The sequence below is a fragment of the Aquabacterium sp. genome (genome assembly GCF_049317225.1).
In the GTDB taxonomy this organism is placed as follows: Bacteria; Pseudomonadota; Gammaproteobacteria; order Burkholderiales; family Burkholderiaceae_C; genus Aquabacterium.
On record NZ_JBMOIR010000026.1, the window covers coordinates 1 to 16132 of the forward strand.

Annotated in this window: 11 protein-coding genes and 1 tRNA gene; 7 read left to right on the forward strand and 5 right to left on the reverse strand. The window is 62.4% G+C overall.

What is annotated here, in order from left to right; genetic code table 11:
• The first annotated feature begins 50 nt into the window (after nucleotides 1-50).
• From ACOYNB_RS13135 to ACOYNB_RS13165, 7 genes are all read left to right on the forward strand, one after another.
• On the forward strand, nucleotides 51-665 hold the full coding sequence (locus tag ACOYNB_RS13135) for a glutathione S-transferase N-terminal domain-containing protein (RefSeq protein WP_422839471.1): 615 nt from the start codon (nucleotides 51-53) through the stop codon (nucleotides 663-665).
• 33 nt (nucleotides 666-698) lie between these two features.
• The gene (locus ACOYNB_RS13140; RefSeq protein WP_422839472.1) at nucleotides 699-1286 is read left to right on the forward strand and encodes a ClpXP protease specificity-enhancing factor; all 588 of its coding nucleotides are present in this window, start codon (nucleotides 699-701) and stop codon (nucleotides 1284-1286) included.
• 27 nt (nucleotides 1287-1313) lie between these two features.
• Nucleotides 1314-1389: transfer RNA gene (locus ACOYNB_RS13145), tRNA-Thr, on the forward strand.
• Nucleotides 1390-1512: 123 nt separating this feature from the next.
• A complete protein-coding gene (locus ACOYNB_RS13150; protein ID WP_422839473.1) occupies nucleotides 1513-2658 on the forward strand; it encodes a metallophosphoesterase family protein in 1146 nt (381 codons plus the stop codon).
• The gene (locus ACOYNB_RS13155) at nucleotides 2655-5324 is read left to right on the forward strand and encodes an AAA family ATPase (protein ID WP_422839474.1); all 2670 of its coding nucleotides are present in this window, start codon (nucleotides 2655-2657) and stop codon (nucleotides 5322-5324) included. The genes ACOYNB_RS13150 and ACOYNB_RS13155 overlap by 4 nt, the downstream gene beginning before the upstream one ends.
• 130 nt (nucleotides 5325-5454) lie before the next feature.
• Nucleotides 5455-6429: an ABC transporter substrate-binding protein gene (locus ACOYNB_RS13160; RefSeq protein ID WP_422839475.1), complete on the forward strand. Its 975-nt coding sequence runs from the start codon at nucleotides 5455-5457 to the stop codon at nucleotides 6427-6429.
• Nucleotides 6426-8732 carry an ATP-binding protein gene (locus ACOYNB_RS13165; RefSeq protein ID WP_422839476.1) on the forward strand — a complete coding sequence of 769 codons (2307 nt, stop codon included), beginning with the start codon at nucleotides 6426-6428 and terminating at the stop codon, nucleotides 8730-8732. Before ACOYNB_RS13160 ends, ACOYNB_RS13165 begins: the two co-directional genes overlap by 4 nt.
• A gap of 6 nt (nucleotides 8733-8738) precedes the next feature.
• Here ACOYNB_RS13165 and ACOYNB_RS13170 read toward each other — a convergent pair whose 3' ends face one another.
• From ACOYNB_RS13170 to ACOYNB_RS13190, 5 genes are read right to left on the reverse strand one after another with little or no spacing between them, the layout of a single operon-like run.
• On the reverse strand, nucleotides 8739-10151 hold the full coding sequence (locus ACOYNB_RS13170) for a TolC family outer membrane protein (RefSeq protein WP_422839477.1): 1413 nt from the start codon (nucleotides 10149-10151) through the stop codon (nucleotides 8739-8741).
• Between the two features lie 27 nt (nucleotides 10152-10178).
• Nucleotides 10179-10832, reverse strand: a complete 654-nt coding sequence (locus ACOYNB_RS13175) for a protein-L-isoaspartate O-methyltransferase family protein (protein WP_422839478.1) — start codon at nucleotides 10830-10832, stop codon at nucleotides 10179-10181.
• A gap of 49 nt (nucleotides 10833-10881) precedes the next feature.
• Nucleotides 10882-14070 (reverse strand): efflux RND transporter permease subunit, encoded by a 3189-nt coding sequence (locus ACOYNB_RS13180; RefSeq protein ID WP_422839479.1) that lies wholly within the window; start codon nucleotides 14068-14070, stop codon nucleotides 10882-10884.
• A gap of 22 nt (nucleotides 14071-14092) precedes the next feature.
• Nucleotides 14093-15247 carry an efflux RND transporter periplasmic adaptor subunit gene (locus tag ACOYNB_RS13185; protein ID WP_422839480.1) on the reverse strand — a complete coding sequence of 385 codons (1155 nt, stop codon included), beginning with the start codon at nucleotides 15245-15247 and terminating at the stop codon, nucleotides 14093-14095.
• Nucleotides 15244-15918 carry a TetR/AcrR family transcriptional regulator gene (locus ACOYNB_RS13190; RefSeq protein WP_374259158.1) on the reverse strand — a complete coding sequence of 225 codons (675 nt, stop codon included), beginning with the start codon at nucleotides 15916-15918 and terminating at the stop codon, nucleotides 15244-15246. Before ACOYNB_RS13190 ends, ACOYNB_RS13185 begins: the two co-directional genes overlap by 4 nt.
• Nucleotides 15919-16132 lie beyond the last annotated feature (214 nt).

Genomic DNA, 16132 nt, shown 5'->3' on the forward strand with positions numbered 1-16132 from the left:
TCTGGCGGTCACTGCGCTTCGTTGTTTATAGATAAAAGGAGCCCGCCGTCATGATGGTGCTGTACTCTGGCACGACCTGCCCCTACTCGCATCGCTGCCGTTTCGTTCTGTTCGAAAAGGGCATGGACTTCGAAATCCGTGATGTGGACGTTTTCGCCAAGCCTGAAGACATCGCACTGATGAACCCGTACAACGAGGTGCCCATTCTGGTGGAGCGTGACCTCATCCTGTACGAGTCCCACATCATCAACGAGTACATCGACGAGCGTTTCCCGCATCCTCAACTGATGCCGGGTGACCCCGTCGCGCGTGCCCGTGTTCGTCTGTTCCTGCTGAACTTCGAAAAGGAGTTGTTCGCACACGTGAACTTGCTGGAAGGCCGTGGCGGCATCAAGGGCAACGACAAGCAACTGGAAAAGGCTCGTGCCCAGATTCGTGACCGACTGACGCAGTTGGCCCCGATCTTCCTGAAGAACAAGTACATGCTCGGCGACGACTTCTCGATGCTGGACGTGGCCATTGCACCGCTGCTGTGGCGCCTGGATTACTACGGCATCGAACTGTCGAAGAACGCCTTGCCGCTGTTGAAGTATGCTGAGCGCATCTTCTCGCGTCCTGCGTACATCGAAGCGCTGACGCCGTCTGAAAAGGTGATGCGCAAGTAATCGCTTGCGTCGTTCTGATCGGCTCCATACAGCATGTCCACTGACCAAGAAGCACAGGGCACCTCGACTCGGCCCTACCTGATTCGCGCGCTGCACGACTGGTGTACCGACAACGGGTTCACGCCCTATCTGGCGGTGTACGTGGACAGCTCTGTCCAGGTGCCCCGCGAGTACGTCAAGAACAATGAGATCGTGCTGAACGTCAGCTTTGAGGCGACCAGCCAGTTGACCTTGGGCAACGATTTCATCGAGTTCAAGGCGCGCTTCGGTGGGCGTGCACGCGACATCTCCGTTCCGGTGGACCACGTGATCGCCATTTATGCCCGCGAAAACGGGCAGGGCATGGCGTTCCCGGTACCGGTGTCTGTCGGTGGCGAGGGCGTGGACGCGCCCACGTCGCTGGACGACGACGCGGACACGGATGCGGGTGGTGTCGAGCAGGCCAGCAGCACGGAGCCGGGCATCCGCTTGGCCACCGAGTCGCGGTCTGCGCCAAAGGACAAGCCGAGCAAACCGGTGGGCTTGGCATCTGTGCCGACGAAAACGTCGACGGATGACAACGATTCGCCGGAAACGCCCCCACCAACAGGCGGGCGACCCGCGCTGCGGCGAATCAAGTGATGCAAGCCGTGTAGAATACGCACCAGTGCCGGCTTAGCTCAGTTGGTAGAGCAACCGCCTTGTAAGCGGTAGGTCGTCAGTTCGAATCCGACAGCCGGCACCATTCATACAAAAAGCCCCTTGGCGTTAGTTCTCTAACCTCAAGGGGCTTTTTCTTTGTCTGTGTTCATGGGCTCAGTTGCTGAGCTTGTCGGTGCGTAGCATGAGGTGTCAGGGAGTCTGGTTCATGCCAAAGTTCATTCACACCGCCGACTGGCAGATTGGTCGCCAGTTCACCACGTTTCCGCCGGAAGATGCTTTACCTTTGGCCGAGGCACGCTTGCACGCGGTCGAGCGCCTCGCAGCATTGGCCGTGCAGCATCAGGTTGATGCCGTGCTGGTGGCGGGCGACGTGTTCGACATGCAAACGGTGTCCGATCGCACCATTCGACGCATGTTCCACGCCATGCAGGCCTACGAGGGGCCTTGGGTGATGATTTCCGGCAATCACGATGCCGCGCTGGCCGAGAGCGTCTGGACTCGGGCTGTGCGACTGGGGGCCGTGCCGCCGAATGTGCACCTGGCGCTGAGCCCTGAGCCCGTGGTGTGGCCTGATCGAGGTTTGGCTGTGTTGCCGGCGCCGCTGACTCAGCGTCACACCTATGGTGACACCACGGCGTGGTTCGATCAGGCGCAAACTCCCGCGTCATGCGTGCGTGTGGGCCTGGCACATGGCTGTGTGCAAGGGGTCTTGCCTGATGACATTGATTCGGCCAACCCGATCGCGCCTGACCGTGCCGAGCAAGCTAGGCTGGATTACCTGGCCTTGGGGGACTGGCATGGATGCAAGCGCATTCAGGACCGCGTTTGGTACGCCGGCACGCCGGAAACGGATCGCTTCCGTGGCAATGAGTCTGGTCAAGCTTTGCTGGTGAACATTCCCGCACCCGGGGTGCTCCCGGAAGTGACGCCGCTGGCGGTGGGGCAGCATCCCTGGCATCAACTGACGGCTCGGCTGGAGGTGGACTCTGACGTGGATGTGCTGCTGAACACCTTGCAGGGCTTGGCGTCGTCGTCGGTGGTGTCACTGTCGGTGAGCGGCCACTTGACGATGGGGGCGCATGCACGCGTGCTGTCGGCACTGGCAAAAGCCGGGGCCCGCTTTCGCCACCTGAGTTGTGACACGCAGGGGTTGACCTTGCTGCCAACCGCAGACGAGTTGGCCTCAGTGCAGGCCGACGGCTATGTGGCCGAGATCCTGCAAGACCTTCGGCACGCACAGGGCACGCCCGGCGAGGGCGTTGACACGGCGGCCGAGGCCATGACCTTGTTGATGCAGGCCTTGTTGGCGCGCCAACCCGTGACCATCACGCCCCCTGGAGGTGCCGCATGAGCATGCAGTTGACGCGTTTGCGCGTGGCCCAGTTGCGCCAGTTTCGGCAGGCATTTGAACTGGCCGACCTGACACCGGGTCTCAATATCTTCACGGGGCCGAACGAGGCTGGCAAAAGCACCTTGGTGCGCGCCATTCGCGCGGCCTTTTTTGAACGCTATCGCTCCAAGGTGGTCGAAGATCTGCGTCCGTGGGGGGACGCTTCGGCCACGCCTCAGGTTGAGGTGGACTTCCAGTTGGGGCAACAGTCGGTCCAGTTGTTCAAGTCATTTTTGGGTACCCGCGCACGTTGCAGTCTGACCGTGAACGGTCAGACAAAGGACGGCGCTGAAGCCGAGGATTTGCTGGCGCAGTGGTTGGGGTTTTCGTACGCGGCCAAGGGGGCGAGCCGGCCGGAGCATTGGGGGATTCCGGGCTTGCTGTGGATTGAACAGGGCACGGGGCAGGCCTTAGGTGATCCGGCCGGACATGCGCAGGATCACATCCGTCAGGCTTTGGCGGCGCGGCAGGATGCCGCTTTGGGCAGTGAGGTGGCCGCCAGCCTGGGGGATGAATTGCTCGCGCAGTTTCAGGCGCAGTTGGACGAGTTGCAGACGGCCACAGGCAAACCGAGGGCCGCGTATCTGGCCGCCATTCAGGCAGCAGAGCAGTTGCAGCGGGACATGGCGGACCTGGATGAACGCATCGCCCGCTATCAGCAGGACGTGGACCAGTTGTCGACACTGCGGCGCCAGCATCAGCAGGAGGCGCTGGAGCGTCCTTGGGATGCGGTGAAGGACAAGCTGGCCCAGGCGCGGCAGGCCGAGCAGGCGGTGGCGCAGCGTGTCCAGCAACTCGCGGATGCCGAGCAGGGCTTGGTCCGCTTGCAGCAGCAAGAAGCCCTGTTGCAAGCACAGGTCCGGAGCGTGACGCAGTTGCAGGCCGCTCGAATGCAGCGCGAGCAGGATGCCGCGCGAGCCGCCGAACAATGGCAAGCGGCAGATGCCGCGTGCCGTGTGGCCCAGCAACTTGCCGATGACCGTGCGCAGCATGTTCAGCGCGACCGGATGTTGCTGGCGGCGGCGCGTCAGGATGCCAATCGGCGCTTATTGCTGTCACAACGTCAAGAGGCGGATGCGGCCGCTCAGCGGTATCAGCAGGTCTTGACGGATGCCGTGGCCCGGTCGGACAGTCTGGCGCAACTGAAAGTCAGCATGACGGCGCCGGTCTTGCAAAAGGCCGACGTGGAGGCCTTGCGCCAGTTGGAGAAGCAGTGGCAGACCCTGCAGGTGCAGCGGCAGGCCATCGCCACCCGCTTGCAGTACACCTTGCAACCGGGCCAGACCATGGCGCTGGAGGGGGATGCGACGGTGCCGCCCCTCACCGGTGAGGGCGAGTTGCTGATTGCGGAACCCTTGTCGCTGCATGTGCCGGGCGTGGGCCGCTTGCGCATCACCCCGGGTGGGCAGGATGTGGCGTTGCTGGCGCAGCAATGCGCACAAGTTGAACGCACCTTGCAGGACCACCTGCAGCGATTGGGCTTGGCGGGAATGCCGGAGGTTGAGCGCCGCTATGAGTCGCAGCAGGACTTGGCCGCCCAGATCAAGCTGGCGGAGCAGGCCCTGCAGTGGATTGCGCCACAGGGGCTGGCACCATTGCGGCAGGCCTTGGCGCAGGCACATCAACAGATCGCGGCGTGTGACCAGGCCTTGCAAGCGCTGCCCGAGTCTGCGTCGGAGCCCGTGCAGGGTATGGCGGCGGCCGAGGCGGCTTTGCACGATTCGGAGCGCTTGGAGTCGGCGGCCCGTGAGGCCTTGACTCAGGCGCTGCAAGCCCGTGCGCGTGCGGAGGCCGAGCAAGTGGCCGCCCAGCGCGAAGTGGCTTTGGTGCAGGCGCAGTTGGCGGACCCGGAGCATGTGGTGCGGCATCAGCAGGCGTTGAGCAGCTTGGCGCAGGTGACGCAAGACGCACAGGTGCAGCGCGCGCTGGTGCAGGAACTGATGCGCCAGCGTGATGAGGCGCGTCCCGACATCCTGCAGCAAGAGATCGCGCGCCTGGGGCGCAGCATTGCCTTGATGGAGCAGGCGCATCAGCAGCGTCACACACGGATTCAGGTGCTGGAGGGGACCTTGCAGCAGGTGGGTGCACAGGGGTTGGAAGAGCAGCGTCAAGTGCTGGCCGGAGAGCATGCACGCGCCAAACAGCGGGTGGCGGAGTTGCAGCGTCGTGCGGGGGCCTTGTCTTTGTTATGCCAGCAGTTTCAGCAAAAGCGTCGAGACGCGCTGGAGCGATTGCAGGCGCCGCTGAAAAAACACCTGGAACACTATTTGCGTCTGCTGTTTCCGCATGCGCAGGTGGCGGTGAGCGATCAACTGACGCCAGACTATCTGATCAGGCGCTTGGCGTCGGGCGAGGAAGAGCGCGGTCAGTTTGACGCGCTGAGCTTTGGTGCACGTGAACAACTGGCAGTGATCAGTCGTCTGGCTTATGCCGATTTGCTGAAGGAGGCTGGGCGACCGACGCTGCTGATCCTGGATGATGCGTTGGTGCACAGCGATGCCGACCGTCTGGAGCGGATGAAGCGCGTGTTGTTTGATGCGGCTCAACGGCATCAGGTGCTGATGTTCACATGTCATCCCGATCACTGGTCGGACATGGGCGTGCCTGTGCGATCCTTGATGGCGTGAAAGGCTTGGAGACATGTCAGGTTTTGACAATCAGCCGTGCGGGTGATCGCTTTCCCGGCTGACTGGCACAACATTGACATGCAAAATCGTCATGATTGTTGGGCCATCCAACCGGCAGGAAACAAAAAAAATGATGCGACGCCGTTTTTTGAGGGAGACGACTTGTTTGTGGGCCGGGGCTGCTGCCCTGTCAAGCCTGTCGGGGTGCCTGCGTGCAGATCCGCCCTTGCGCGTGGCCATCACGCCATGGTTGGGTTACGAGACGTTGAACCTTGCGCGTGAACTGGGCTACATCCAGGAGCCGGATATCCGTTTGGTGGAGTTCCCCTCCAATACGGTCAGTCTGATGGCCTTGGCCAACCACGAGGTGCCACTGGCAACCTTGACGCTGGACGAGTTTTTGCTCGCGCGTGAAGGCGGGCTGGACCTGCGTGTGGTGTTGGTCTTTGATGAATCCATGGGGGGAGATGCCGTCATCGCGCGGCCGAGCATCAGCAGTCTGTCTGACATCCGGGGCAAGCGCATTGGGGTGGAGTCCACGGCCACGGGTGCACTCATGATGGCGAAGCTGTTGGAGGCGGCTCACTTGCAGCCGGCCGATGTGGTCAAAGTGGAAATGACCGTGGATCAACATGCCGCCGCCTATGCCGCCGGCAAGGTGGATGTCTTGGTGACGTTCGAGCCCGTGCTGTCCCGCTTGAAGAGCCAGGGTGCCAAATTGCTGCTGGATAGCCGGCAGTATCCCGGACTGATCGTGGATGTGCTGGTTGCGCGAGCGGATGCCCTGACTCAATCGGAAGGGCATGTGCGTACGCTGATGCAGGCCTATTTCAAAGCCTTGTCGTACTGGGATGCGCATCAGGACCAATCTGCCGCGCTGGTTGCACCTCGTCTGCAACTGCAGACGGTTGAAGTCATGCAGGCCATGAAGGGCATGCACATGATGAGCTTGTCCGACAACCGAGTGTGGCTCACGGGGGCTCAGCCTCGGTTGCTGGAGTCGGTTCGAACAGTGGGTGAGATGGCTGTGCGCACACGGTTATTGAAAACGATGCCGTCGCCTGCCAATGTGATTGATGCGCGCTTTCTGGAGAGCCTGACATGAAGCAGCGCTCTCTGCGTGTCATTCTGCCTCTGTTGGTGCTGGCGGGTGTGTTTCTGGTGGGCAGTTTGTCCCTGTGGTACGCCATTCACCAGCGGCAGGCAAGGCTGGATGAGGATGCGCGCGTCACGCTCATGGCGGACGTGGCGCGGTTGGCTCGGCTCAGCGATCAGACCTGGCCCAATGCCCAGTCGTTCATTGCCGCTGATATCGCGCAGCAAGCGAGTCGGCCGCAACTGAAGGCCGCACTGCTGCTGACGGAAACCGGTGAGATTTTGATGGCACAGCGCTCGGCTTGGGTGGGGCGCATGGCCAGTGAGGTGCTGCCTGGGCTGGACATGCAGCGTGTCATCCGTGTGGCCCAGGGCCGTTTGCCTGACTGGTCGATGGACCCGGATGGCGTTCGCATGGACGGCTTGCAAGGCTTCGATTTGCCGGCTGCGCAAAACGAGGTGCGCAGTTCCCGGCGCGGGGTGGTCTATGTCGTGCATGACCTGACCAGCTTGCGAGCGCAGGTGCGTGATGACGAAATCCTGCACCGCATCCCCGAAGTCTTTGGCAACGTGTTGCTGGCGGTCTTGCTGCTGTGGCTGCTGAGTCGCTATGTAGCGCAGCCGCTGTATCAGTTGGATCGTGCCGCATCCAGTCTGCGCAAAGGCCAGTTGGATGTGAACATTCCGCGCGCGGGGTGGGACGAAATTGATCAGATGGCGATGGGCTTGGAGGCCTTGCGGCAGGAATTGGCAGCGACTTGGCATGCCATGCCGGATCTGCTGTTTGAAGTGGACATGCGTGGTCGGTACATCCGTGTGCTGGCGGTACGTCCGGAGTTGCTGGCCGCCGCCCCGCAGCAGTTGATCGGCCGTACTGTCAACGAAATGCTGCCGCAGGACGCCGCTCAGGTGGTGATGCAGGCTGTTCAAGACGCCTACGAGCACGGCGGTGTGTGGGGCCGTGAATTGCGGTTGCCTGTCGCCGCGGGAACCCGTTGGTTTGAGTTGTCTGTGGCGCGCAAAACCATTCCCGGACAAGAAGCGACCTTTCTGCTGGTCTCACGTGATGTCACTGAGCGTCGTCTGGCTGAGGACGGTCTGCGGCAACTGAACGAAGAACTGGAGAGCCGTGTGGCCGCGCGCACGGCTGAGTTGCTGACAGCCAAGGAAGATGCCGAACGTGCCAACCGCAGCAAGAGTGAGTTCTTGTCCCGCATGAGTCATGAGTTGCGTACGCCCCTGAATGCGATCCTGGGGTTTGGACAATTGCTGGAGCTGTCGGTGCGGGAGGCACCTCTGGCGGGGCATGTCAAACAGATCCTCAGCGGTGGGCGACATCTGCTGTCGCTGATCAACGAGGTGCTGGATCTGGCGCGTGTCGAGTCCGGTCAGATGACGGTGAGCCTGGAGAAGGTTCAGTTGCTGACCTTGATTGAAGAGTGTCTGGAACTGGTGAAGCCGCAGGCACAGGCGCGCCACATTAGGTTGATGGAAGCCAGTTGCCTGGATCGGCTCCAGATCATGGCGGACCGCACGCGCATCAAGCAGGTGGTGCTGAATCTCTTGTCGAATGCCATCAAGTACAACCACTCGGGCGGCGTGGTGACCGTGAGTTGTGTCCAGGAAAACGATGAGATTTGTTTCCGCATCAGCGATACCGGCGCGGGACTCACGCCAGAGCAGCAAGCCAAGCTCTTTGTGCCGTTCGAGCGTCTGGCGGCAGATGAGCAGCAGATTGAGGGCACGGGCATCGGCTTGGCCTTGAGCAAGCGTCTGGTGGCCTTGATGGGCGGGCAGATCGGTGTGGAAAGCCAAGTCGGGGTGGGGAGTACCTTCTGGGTGCGCTTGAAGCGTGCCCCCGATGGGACGTTGTCACCCACGTTGCCGCAGCAGTCTGGCGATGCGGGCGTGCCCTTCGATCAACTGCCCGTGGTCAGCCGCACCGTTTTGTGCATTGAAGACAATCCCACCAATTTGCAACTGGTCGACAACGTGCTGAGCATGTTGCCGGGTGTGCGACTGTTGAGCGCCATGGTGCCGGGGTTGGGCTTGGAGTTGGCGCGAACGCATCAGCCTGACCTGATCCTGCTGGACATCAATTTGCCCGACATGGATGGCTATGCAGTGATGCAGTGTTTGCGTGAAAGCCCGTTGACGGCCCACATCCCTGTGGTGGCGGTCAGTGCGAATGCCATGCCCAAGGATTTGGAGCGTGGCCGTGCGGCGGGCTTTGCGGACTACCTGACCAAGCCGCTGGACGTGGTCAGGTTGCAGCAACTGGTGCTGGACATGGTGCCCGGCAAGCGGGCCTGAGTCAGCTTACTGGGCGACCAGTTTGTTGAGCTCGACCAGGTCATCGGCCTTCAAGGTGCCGCTGGCCTGGCGTAACTTCAATGAGGCCATGATGACGTCGTAACGGGCCTTGAACAGGTCTTTCTGAGTGGACGCGAGCATGGTTTGCGCATCCAGCACATCCTTGTTGATGCGGACACCGACCTTGTAGCCCAGTTGGGTGGCTTCCAGAGCCAGCTTGGCGGAAGCCTCCGCCGCTTCATACGCCTTGACCTGAGCCAAGCCGGATTGCAAGCCCGAAAAAGCCTGACGGGTGGCCAGCGACATGCTGCGGCGCGCGTTATCGAGGTCGTTGCCTGATTTTTCTTGCAGACGCAGGGCTTCGCGCACCTTGTTCTGGATGGCGTTGCCAGCGTACAGCGGGACGTTCAATTCCAGGCCAATGGATCCGGCGTTGCCGGGCGCGCTGGAGCTCTTGGTGTAGCTGTTGTTGCTGTCCACCTGGGTGCGGCCTGCACTGGCCACGGCGTCGAGCGTAGGCAGGTGGTTGGCACGCGCTTTGTCGACTTCCAGTTGTGCGATCTTCAAGCCGATCTCTGCTTTGCGCACCAATGGAGCGTTCACCGACTGGCTGACCCAGTCGTCCATTTGGCCCGGTGCCAGGGTGTCGAGGGTGACCGGGGTGCGCAGCGGATTGGGCTTCACGTCGGTACGGCCCACGAGTTGATCCAGTGCGATGCGCTTGACGCGCAGGTCGTTGGTCGCGGCGATTTCTTGAGCGCTGGCCAGGTCATGGCGGGCTTGGGCTTCTCGGGTGTCGGTGATGGTGGCGTTGCCCACATCAAAGCTGCGCTTGGCGGCGGCCAGTTGCTCGGCCAGCGCCTTTTTGTTGGCCTGAGCCGTGTTCAGTACATCCTGGGCTGACAAGACATCGAAGTAGGCTTGTGCCACGCGGACAGCCAGGTCGTCTTCAGCCTGTTTCAGGTCGGCCTGGGCCACTTCAAGCGCCTGTTCGGCCTGGTCCACCTTGGCGGAATTGGCCAGGTTCAGCAGAGGCTGACGCGCCGCGATGCCGACCTTGCCCACGGTGGACAGCGTGTCGTAGTTGACGGTGCCCAGCAGGGGAGAGGTCGTCGCAGGAATGGACGAGTCCAGGCGGTTACGGGTGACCGAGGCTTGCAGGTTGACCGAAGGACGCAGCAGCGCATGGGCTTGTGCGGCCTGGAATTCGACCGATTCGGCTTGTGCCTTGGCGGACAGGTAGCTGGCGTCGTATTGACGGGCGGCCTGGTACAGGTCCATCAGGTTTTCTGCCTGAACGGTCTGCGCCCCCATGGCGCCCAGGATCACCATCGTGGCTGCGCGGGCGAGTGGAGTCCAGCGGCTGGGAGTGCTGGCAGCGCAGGCCTGTGCAGAGGAAGTGGTGTGCAAGGGCATCATGGGGTCCTGTGGGTGAAACGTCGGGAATCAGAACGTGAAGCGGGTGCCTTCGGCGAAGCCGGGCAGGCGGGGCAACACGGTGTCGAACAGGTTTTGGCTGCTGAACTGGTTGGCGGCCACACGGGTGTACAGCACAGCTTGCATGACAGGCTCATTGCCCACCACGGCCAGCAGGCGGCCACCGACCTTCAGTTGGTCCAGCAGTTCTTGAGGCACCTTGGCGACCGAGCCGGTCAGCAAGATGGCGTCATAGGGGGCTTGGCCAGCGAAACCTTGGGTGCCATCGTGCTGTTGCACGTCGGCGTTGCTGATGCCCGCCTTGCGCAGGTTGGCGCGTGCAGCTGCGACCAGGTCAGCGCTGGCATCCAGACCCACGACGCGTTGGGCCTTGTGAGCGATGAGGGCGGTGACGTAGCCGGTGACGGCGCCAATGTGCAGCACGTTGTCGGTCTTGCTCAGGTTCAGGTCCTGGACCAGGCGGGCTTCCACGCGGGGGGCAGGCAGGCAGCGACCGCCACCCAGTGGGATTTCCAGATCCATGAGGGCCTGGCCGCGGTGCTCGGCGGGCACGAAGTCTTCACGCTTGACAGCAGCCAGCAGAGAAAGAATCGAGGTGTCCAGCACATCCCAGGGGCGGATTTGCTGCTCGATCATGTTGAAGCGGGCTTGTTCGAGGTTCATGCTGGGCATCCTTGGCAAAACGAGGGGGGATCCGGATAAAGCGGAGATTTTAAGAAACACCGCCGCTCTTGGGGGCACCTTGGGTCAAGGAAGTGTGCGAACGTCGGTTTTTGGCCCACTCTGTGAAGTCATCCAGGAAGCTGTAGAGGACCGGCACGACCACCAAAGTCAGCAGGGACGAGGCCAGTACGCCGCCGATCACGGCTTGCCCCATGGGGGCGCGCTGCTCGGCCCCTTCCGACATGGCAAAGGCCAGGGGCACCATGCCGAACACCATGGCCAGCGTGGTCATGAGGATGGGGCGCAGGCGCACACGGGCGGCGAGCAAGAGGGCTTCGCGGCGGGGCAGGGGCTCGGTCTGATGGCCTTCGCCGCTGTCGCCGTTGCGGGCCCGGTTGGCAAAGTCCACCAGCAAGATGGCATTTTTGGTGACCAGGCCCATCAGCATGATGATCCCGATGATGGAGAACATGTTGAGCGTGGAGCCAAAGACCAGCAGGGTGACCACCACGCCAATCAGCGTCAGGGGGAGTGAGCTCATCAGCGCGATGGGCTGCAAGAAGCTGCGGAACTGCGAGGCCAGGATCATGTAGATGAAGACGATGGCCAGGCCCAGCGCCGACAGCGCGTAGGCGAAGGATTCCTGCATGTCTTTGGTGGAGCCGCCAAAGCGGTACTGGTAGCCGCTGGGCCAGGGCGTGGCGTCCAGCACCTTGCGGATGTCAGCCGAGACTTCACCCATGGAGCGGCCGGTGAAGTTGGCCGTGATTTCGATTTCGCGGTTGAGGTCGCGGCGGTTGATCTGTGTGGGGCCGAGGCCTTCGATCACGTCGGCCACCTGCTTGAGCCGCACGATGCGGGGCGTGCCCTGAGCGTCGGCGCCGATGACCAAGGGCAGGTTGCGCAGGTCGTCAGCGGTGCGGCGGGCATCGGGGTGCAGGGAGACGCGGATGTCGTAGTTTTGTTCGTCTTCGGCGCGCCAACTGCCTACGACCTTGCCTTCGACCAGCACGTTCAGCGCTTTGCTGATGGCGTCCACGCTCAGGCCCAGATCGGCGGCGGCATCGCGGCGGACACGGATGTCGAGCGTGGGTTTGTTGGGCTTGAGGCTGCTGTCCAGGTCGACCAGACCGGGGATGTGGCGCAGCTTGGCGAGCACGCCCTGGCTGAGTTGATCCAAGGCGGCCAGCGAGTTACCTTGAATGGAAAGCTGAATGGGCTTGAGGCCGGCGACCGAATCCAGCAGGCCGACGTGTGTCACGGTGACCCCGGGCAGTTGCGACAGGGCCTCACGCAAGGGCGCTGAGAGCTGGTCGACATTGCGCTGGCGCAGGTGGCGGTCGGTCAGTCGGATGTACATCGACACCTGGTTGCGGCCCAGTGCGGCGCCGGTGTTGAGGGTCGACAGGGTGTAAGCCACCTCGGGCATCTTGCGGATGAGGGCGTCGACCTCGCGGGTGCGGGCCTCGGTGGCTTCCAGCGAGGTGCCCGCCGGGGTGTAGAAGTTGACGAAGGTTTCGGAGTAGTCGGCCTTGGGTACGAACTCGGTGCCCATCAAGGGGATGAGCATGACGCTGCCGACCAGGCTGCCGCTTGCCATCAGCAGAGTCCACCAGGGGTGGTCGAGGGCACTGCCCAGCAGGCGCTGGTAACCCACACTGAGGGACTCGGACCAGCGGTCCACCGCCCCGGTGACACGGCCAATGCTGCGGTCATACCAGTCTTTGGCTTGTACGACGGCGCCATGCTGGTGGATGGCCGGGTCGTGCCAGATGCTCGACAGCATGGGGTCGAGCGTGAAACTCACGAACATGGAAATGAGCACGGCCGCCACGATGGTGACGCCGAACTCGTGGAAGAACTTACCGATGATGCCGCCCATGAAGCCAATCGGCAGGAACACGGCCACGATGGACAGGGTGGTGGCCAGCACGGCCAGCCCGATTTCTTGCGTGCCGTCGAGGGAGGCCTGCATGGCGGGCTTGCCCATCTGCACGTGGCGCACGATGTTTTCGCGGACCACGATGGCGTCGTCGATCAACAGGCCCACGCACAGGCTGAGCGCCATCAGCGTGACCATGTTGATGGAGAAGCCAAACCACTGCATGAACAGGAAGGTGCCGATGATGGAGATGGGCAGCGTGAGGCCGGTGATGACGGTAGAACGCCAGGAGTTCAGGAACAAGAACACGATCAGCACCGTGAGCACGGCGCCTTCGATCAGGGTGTGACGCACGTTGTCGACGCCCACGCTGATCTGGCGGCTGTTGTCGCGCACGATGTCGAGCTTCATGCCGGGAGGCAGTTCGTGGCGGACGGCCTCGACAACCTCGGTCAACCCACGGGCGACATCCAGCGTGTTTTCGCCTTGGGATTTGAGGATGTCGAGGGCGAGGGTGCGATGACCGTCCAGCAGGGCCAGGCTCTCGAGTTCCTGCGGGCCATCGATCACGTCGGCCACTTGAGACAGGTAGATGGGCTGGTCATTGCGGTGGGCCACGATCACACGCTTGAAGTCTTCGACAGAGCGCAGGCGCGCGTCGATCTGCACCACGCGGTCTTGCTGCAGGGTGCGCACACTGCCAGCCGGCTGGTCCTGATTTTCCTGGCGGACGATGGCTGCGATTTGCTCGGCGCGCAGACCCAGGGCGTCGAGCGCCTCGGGCTTGAGGTGGATGTTGATCTGGCGCTTGAGCCCGCCCACCAGGCTGACACTGCCCACGCCGGGCACGTTTTCCAGTCGCTTGCGCAGGATCTGGTCGGCGTAAGTGGTCAGGGCCTGATCGCTTTGGCTGCGGTCGGGGGAGCTGAGGGCCAGCGAAAAAATGGGGCGGTTGGCGGGGTCGAAGCGCAGCACGCGCGGGTCCTCGACCTCATCGCGCAGCAAGGGGCGCAGCGCCGAGAGCTTTTCGCGCACATCTTCAGCGGCGCGGCGGGCGTCCATGTTCAGGTTGAACTGCACGATGACGACCGAGCTACCCTCGTAGGAGCGTGAGTACAATTGATTGATGCCCGCCACCGTGTTGACGGCTTCTTCAACCTTGCGGGTGACCTCGGTTTCCACGATCTCGGGCGAGGCGCCCGGGTAGGCGATTTGCACCACCAGCGTCGGAAATTCGATGTCCGGGAACTGGTCCACCTTGAGACGCTGGAATGAAAACAGCCCCAGCACGACCAATGCCATCATCATCATGGTGGCCATGACCGGGTTGCCAATCGACAGGCGGGTGAACCACATGGTGGGGTGTCTTTCGTGTGGTTCAGCGTGAGGCTGCTGCCGATGTCGCGTTGACTTGCACCGATGCGCCTTCGCGCACCGTGCCAGCGGCGTTGACCAAGATGCGATCCCCCGGCTGGATGCCGTCCAGCACCTCGACCCAGATTTGGTTGGGGGCCGCCGCGGTTTGTGCTCGCGAGCCCAGGCGGACGTTCACGCGTATCGCCTGCTGACCACGCAGTTGCAGAACCTGATCGCGTCCACCATCGCGGGTGACGGCGCTTGGCGGAATGGCCAGGGCCTGACGCTGGGCCAGCGTGATCTGTCCTTGCGCAAACAGACCATGGCGCAAAGCAGGGTGCTTGGGCAGGCTCAGGTAAACCATCACGGCGCGGGTGTCAGCGGCGGCGCTGGGGTTGATGCGCACCACTTTGGCCGGGATGGCCTCGGGCACCCCGTCGATGCGGAGCGCGCCCTGGCTGCCGACTTGCACCTGGGTCAGATCCTGCGGGTTGACGGCGACCTGCCACTCCAGTGTGTTGAGGTCAACGATTTCGACGATGCGTCCTTCGACGGGCACCCGCTCACCGGCTTGCGCCAGACGCTGCGCAATCTGGCCACCAATGGGCGCGACGATGCGGGTGTCACGCAGGGCCTTGTCGGCCAGATCGGTCGCCGCTTGGGCCGCGGCCAGGTTGGCCAGGCTGGACGAGGCGTTGGCCTGTGAGCCATCGAGCGCTTGCTTGGAAATGAAGCCTTGCTGGACCAGGGCCTGGTTGTTGCGCAGGGTTTGTTCGGCGTTTTGCCAGATGGCGCGGGCCGAAGCGGTTTGCTGGCGGGCTTGCTGCTGGCGCAGGGTGAATTCTTGCGGGTCGAGTTGTCCTAGCACTTGACCCGGGGTGACCGTGTCACCTTCGCGGACCGACAGGCTCAGCAATTCGGCCGCCACTTTGGCCTTGACCATGGCCGTGCGCTGGGCCACCACGTTGCCAGAAACGGGCAGCACCACCGTCAAGGGCTGAGCCGCCACGGTGTAGAGGTCGCGGTCGGTGAGTTGCACGCCCAGGCTTTGCGCGGTGGCGGTGCTTTGGGCCAGTTCGGCTTGCTGTGCCTTGCGCGCATGAATGGCCCGGCCAATGCCGCCTGTGAGCACCAGGACACCAAGGGCCAGAGCCAACCATTTGCGAGACAGCTTCATGTTGTTCCGTCGACAGGGTGGGGGCGGCTTTCCAGACCGCGAAGGAGCAGTTCGATCTGCGTGGCGATGAATTGTTCCGGATCCAGGGGCACGGGGTTGACCGCGCACACCGAGGTGCACTGGCGGTAGGTGATCAGAAACTGAATGGGCGAGATCAGTGCATGCACCACCGAGGTCACGTCGAGCGCGCGGAACTCGCCTCGCTCGATGCCGCGCTCGATGACGCGACGCAGCAGGAAGTGCGTCGGCGCCACCACCTCGTTCAAATAAAACTGGGCGAGATCAGGGTAGGCGGTGATCTCACTCATGATCAATACGATCAGACCCGAGGCTTTGGCGGAGCCGACACGCGTCCACCAGGTCTGGGCCAGGCGATACAGCAACTCGGACGTGGAGCCTTCGTGCAGGTCGAACAGGCTGCTGCCTTCGACGATCACCTCGCTCAGGTAGGCCTGCACCACCGCCTTGAACAAGTCGTCTTTGCTGGGGTAGTACAGGTAGAGCGTGCCTTTCGAGACCCCGGCATCCTTGGCCACATCTTCCATGCGGGTGGCGGCCAACCCTTTGTGGATGAACAGGTGCAGCGCGGCTTCCAGCAACTCTTGCGGGCGTTCGGCCTTGCGTCGTTGATGGCTTTTTGGCTGCGAGGAGGGGGGCGTGGCCGGGGTCAAGGGGATCCAAAATAACTGACTCGTCGGTCAGTAATGTAGCGGTCCCGGGTGTCGTGGGTCAATCGCGTGTTGGAAATGCACCCTGCAAGCGTGGATTTGCTCTGATTTCCGGACCATTTCTGGGTGTTGGTGTTGTCAGATATATCAGGGTCATTACTGAGTTGGTTGCGATATCTGTTTGACGCAAATCGACCTATGATTGACTTTCATCTGA

What these genes read in the sequence shown, in the direction of transcription:
- ACOYNB_RS13175 (WP_422839478.1), bottom strand. Translation starts at nt 10,832, where the DNA reads ATGAACCTCGAACAAGCCCGCTTCAACATGATCGAGCAGCAAATCCGC.
- ACOYNB_RS13180 (WP_422839479.1), bottom strand. Translation starts at nt 14,070, where the DNA reads ATGTGGTTCACCCGCCTGTCGATTGGCAACCCGGTCATGGCCACCATG.
- ACOYNB_RS13185 (WP_422839480.1), bottom strand. Translation starts at nt 15,247, where the DNA reads ATGAAGCTGTCTCGCAAATGGTTGGCTCTGGCCCTTGGTGTCCTGGTG.
- ACOYNB_RS13155 (WP_422839474.1), top strand. Translation starts at nt 2,655, where the DNA reads ATGAGCATGCAGTTGACGCGTTTGCGCGTGGCCCAGTTGCGCCAGTTT.
- ACOYNB_RS13165 (WP_422839476.1), top strand. Translation starts at nt 6,426, where the DNA reads ATGAAGCAGCGCTCTCTGCGTGTCATTCTGCCTCTGTTGGTGCTGGCG.
- ACOYNB_RS13150 (WP_422839473.1), top strand. Translation starts at nt 1,513, where the DNA reads ATGCCAAAGTTCATTCACACCGCCGACTGGCAGATTGGTCGCCAGTTC.
- ACOYNB_RS13160 (WP_422839475.1), top strand. Translation starts at nt 5,455, where the DNA reads ATGATGCGACGCCGTTTTTTGAGGGAGACGACTTGTTTGTGGGCCGGG.
- ACOYNB_RS13140 (WP_422839472.1), top strand. Translation starts at nt 699, where the DNA reads ATGTCCACTGACCAAGAAGCACAGGGCACCTCGACTCGGCCCTACCTG.
- ACOYNB_RS13170 (WP_422839477.1), bottom strand. Translation starts at nt 10,151, where the DNA reads ATGATGCCCTTGCACACCACTTCCTCTGCACAGGCCTGCGCTGCCAGC.
- ACOYNB_RS13135 (WP_422839471.1), top strand. Translation starts at nt 51, where the DNA reads ATGATGGTGCTGTACTCTGGCACGACCTGCCCCTACTCGCATCGCTGC.